Here is a 3957-nt window from a genome sequence, read left to right as displayed (position 1 = left end):
GAGATGCAGCGCTCCTATCTCGATTACGCCATGAGCGTGATCGTCAGCCGCGCGCTGCCAGACGTGCGCGACGGCCTGAAGCCCGTCCATCGCCGCATCCTCTACGCCATGCAGGAAGGCGGTTACCACTGGAACCGCAAGCATGTGAAATCGTCGCGCATCGTCGGCGACGTGATGGGTAAATACCATCCGCATGGCGACGCCTCGATCTATGACGCGCTGGTTCGCATGGCGCAGGACTGGTCGCTGCGCGTGCCTCTGATCGACGGGCAGGGCAACTTCGGCTCCATCGACGCCGATCCGCCCGCGGCCATGCGCTACACCGAGTCGCGGCTCACCAAGGTCGCGCATGAACTCCTGGAGGATATCGACAAGGAAACGGTCGATTTCCAGGACAATTATGACGGCGCCGAACAAGAGCCGAAGGTGCTGCCGGCGCGCTTTCCCAACCTTCTGGTCAACGGCTCGGGCGGTATCGCCGTCGGCATGGCCACCAACATTCCGCCGCACAATCTGAGCGAAGTCTGCAACGGCGCCATCGCCCTCATCGACAACCCGGCCATCGACCTGCCGGCGCTGATGGAGATCGTGCCCGGCCCGGACTTCCCGACTGGTGGCATCGTGCTTGGCCGTTCCGGCATCTACAGCGCCTATTCCACCGGGCGCGGTTCGATCGTCATGCGCGGCCGCGTCAATATCGAATCCCGCGGCAACGACCGCGAATCCATCGTCGTCACCGAGATTCCCTATCAGGTGAACAAGGCGGCGATGATCGAGAAGATGGCGGAACTGGTGCGCGAAAAGCGCATCGACGGCATTTCCGACATTCGCGACGAAAGCGACCGCCAGGGCTACCGGGTCGTCATCGAGCTGAAGCGCGAGGCCGTCGCCGACGTTATCCTCAACCAGCTTTACCGCTTCACGCCGCTGCAGACGTCGTTCGGCGCCAACATGGTGGCGCTCAACGGCGGCAAGCCGGAGGTGATGACGCTGATCGACATGCTGAAAGCCTTCGTCGCTTTCCGCGAAGAGGTGATCAGCCGCCGCACCAAATACCTGCTGCGCAAGGCGCGCGAGCGCGCGCATGTCCTTGTCGGCCTTGCGATTGCGGTCGCCAATATCGACGAGGTGATCAAGCTCATCCGCACCGCGCCCGATCCGCAGACGGCGCGCGAGCAGTTGATGGAGCGGCGCTGGCCGTCGCACGACGTCGCGCCGCTGATCAAGCTGATCGACGACCCGCGTCACCGCATCAACGAGGACGGCACATATAATCTCTCCGAGGAACAGGCGCGCGCCATCCTCGACCTGCGCCTGCAGCGCCTGACCGCGCTCGGCCGCGACGAGATCGCCGACGAGTTGAACAAGATCGGCGCCGAGATCATTGATTTCCTTGACATTTTGTCGTCTCGCGCGCGCATCCAGCAGATCGTCAAGGACGAGCTGATCGCGGTCCGCGACGAGTTCGGCACGCCGCGCCGCACCGAGCTCTCCGACGGCGGCGCGGACATGGAAGACGAGGACCTGATCCAGCGCGAGGACATGGTCGTCACCGTCAGCCATTCCGGCTACATCAAGCGCGTGCCGCTGTCGCTCTACCGGGCGCAGCGCCGGGGCGGCAAGGGCCGCTCCGGCATGTCGACCAAGGAAGAGGATTTCGTCACTCGGCTGTTCGTCGCCAACACGCACACGCCCGTGCTGTTCTTCTCCTCGCGCGGCATCGTCTACAAGGAAAAGGTCTGGCGGCTGCCGATCGGCAACCCGCAATCGCGCGGCAAGGCGCTGATCAACATGCTGCCGCTCGAGCAGGGCGAGCGCATCACCACGATCATGCCTCTGCCGGAGGACGAGACCAGTTGGGGCGATCTCGACGTGATGTTCGCTACCACGCGCGGCACCGTGCGCCGCAACAAGCTCAGCGACTTCGTCCAGGTCAACCGCAATGGCAAGATCGCCATGAAGCTGGAGGAAGAGGGCGACGAGATCCTCGGCGTCGAGACCTGCACCGACAATGACGACGTGCTTTTGACGGCGAATTCCGGCCAGTGCATCCGTTTCCCGGTCTCCGACGTGCGCGTCTTCCAGAGCCGCAATTCCGTCGGCGTGCGCGGCATAAGCATGGCCGAGACCGACCGCATCATCTCGATGTCGATCATCGAGCACGTCGATGCGTCACCCGCCGAGCGTGCAGCCTATCTGAAGCGCGCGGCGGCCGAGCGCCGGCTTGTCGCCGGCGAGGAAGAGGAGATCGCGCTCACCAATGAGGAGGTCGGCGAGGAAGCCGAGCTTTCCGACGAGCGTTACGAGTTCCTCAAGGCGCATGAGCAGCTTGTGCTGACGGTGACCGAATACGGCTACGGCAAGCGCTCGTCGTCCTACGACTTCCGCCTGACGGGGCGCGGCGGCAAGGGCATTCGCGCCACCGACGTTTCCAAGACGGCCGAGATCGGCCGCCTGGTCGCGACCTTCCCGGTCGGCAATGACGATCAGATCATGCTGGTTTCGGACGGCGGCACGGTGATCCGGGTGCCGGTCAACGGCATACGCTTTGCCAGTCGCGCCACCAAGGGCGTGACGATCTTCAATACGGCCGAAGGCGAGAAGGTCGTGTCGGTGGAGCGGATTTCGGAGCCGCAGTCGGACGAAGAAGCGGAAGACGTGGCTTCGAGCGAGGCTGGTGCGGACGATACGGGCGGGAGCGAATAGATTTCGTCCGGCTCAACCGGCCCGTTGGGCCGGTTCGATCATGACGGGGATCAGTGGCGACGGTAGACGTTGCGGTGGGCGAAACCATCGAGGCGCTTGGTGTTGGCCTTGACGCGCACCCGCGCTGCTTCCTGATGCAACCCGAAGGCGGTCGCGATGAGCATCACGATGGTCATTGCTGTGGCAAGCATGTAGATCAGCATTTGCGTGTTCTCCTGAGCTTACAACGATGAGATGGAGATTTTGTTTCGTCCCTTGAAGCGGCAACCTAGTGAACGCTGCGTGAAACGTTCGTGATTGCCGCGTTCATCCGTCGTTCATGTCCGCGGAATGGTTCACGGATGACCGCAATTAATCGGATTTGCCTTCCGTACGCCCGCCCGCTAGAAGCCTGCCATGACCGAACGCACCGCCCTTTACGCTGGCTCCTTCGACCCGCTGACCAACGGCCATCTTGACGTGCTCAAGGCGTCGCTGGCGGTGGCCGACACCGTCTATGCGGCGATCGGCATCCATCCGGGCAAGAAACCGTTGTTTTCCTTCGAGGAACGCGTGAAGCTGATCGAAGCCGCTGCCAAGGCCGAATTGGGCAAGGACGCCGGCCGCATCAAGGTCGTTGCCTTCGACGGGCTGGTCATCGACGCTGCCCGCAAGCGGGGCGCTTCGATCATGATCCGCGGCCTGCGCGACGGCACCGATCTAGACTACGAAATGCAGATGGCCGGCATGAACGAGACGATGGCGCCGGAACTGCAGACGGTTTTTCTGCCGGCGAGTCCCTCGGTGCGCACCATTACCGCCACACTCGTGCGCCAGATTGCCTCGATGGGCGGCGACATCCGCCCATTCGTGCCGGCGGCTGTCGCCGGGGCGCTCACCGCCAAGTTCACCAAATAGGTTTTCCCGGAGATCCCTATGCAGCTGAAGAAGCTCGCTTCGTTCCTTGTCGTGCTAGCCGGCCTTTTCGCAGCATCCCTTTTCTCGGCATCCGGGCCGGCCGTCGCCGCCGACAAGGAAAACACTATGATCATCACGCTCAAGGATGGCGACGTGACGATTGCGCTGCGCCCCGATCTGGCGCCCAAGCATGTCGCGCAGATCAAGAAGCTGGTGCGCGACGGCGCCTATGACAATGTCGCCTTCCACCGCGTCATCGACGGCTTCATGGCGCAGACCGGCGACGTCAAATTCGGCAACATGAAGAAGGGTTTCGACCCGCAAGCCGTCGGCACCGGCGGTTCCGATCTTTCC

Annotated in this window: 4 protein-coding genes; 3 read left to right on the top strand and 1 reads right to left on the bottom strand. The window is 63.1% G+C overall.

All coding sequences use genetic code 11. From position 1 onward, the window contains the following. A partial coding sequence (gene gyrA, locus EOA27_RS26080; protein ID WP_127257608.1) for a DNA gyrase subunit A occupies nucleotides 1–2706 on the top strand: 2706 nt, incomplete at its 5' end. Nucleotides 2707–2756: 50 nt separating this feature from the next. On the opposite strand, the gene EOA27_RS26075 is transcribed toward gyrA, so the two are convergent. Further along, nucleotides 2757–2909 (bottom strand): hypothetical protein, encoded by a 153-nt coding sequence (locus tag EOA27_RS26075; protein WP_095765297.1) that lies wholly within the window; start codon nucleotides 2907–2909, stop codon nucleotides 2757–2759. Nucleotides 2910–3102: 193 nt separating this feature from the next. Here EOA27_RS26075 and coaD point away from each other — a divergent pair, with 193 nt between their 5' ends. Together coaD and EOA27_RS26065 are read left to right on the top strand one after the other, a co-directional pair. After that, a complete protein-coding gene (gene coaD / locus EOA27_RS26070; protein ID WP_126082582.1) occupies nucleotides 3103–3603 on the top strand; it encodes a pantetheine-phosphate adenylyltransferase in 501 nt (166 codons plus the stop codon). A gap of 126 nt (nucleotides 3604–3729) precedes the next feature. Further along, a partial coding sequence (locus tag EOA27_RS26065) for a peptidylprolyl isomerase (protein WP_245491163.1) occupies nucleotides 3730–3957 on the top strand: 228 nt, incomplete at its 3' end.

Origin of the sequence: Mesorhizobium sp. M2A.F.Ca.ET.037.01.1.1 (assembly GCF_003998075.1) — a bacterium.
GTDB lineage: Bacteria > Pseudomonadota > Alphaproteobacteria > Rhizobiales > Rhizobiaceae > Mesorhizobium.
Note: the sequence above shows the minus strand (reverse complement) of the source record. Positions and strands in the feature narration are given on the sequence as shown.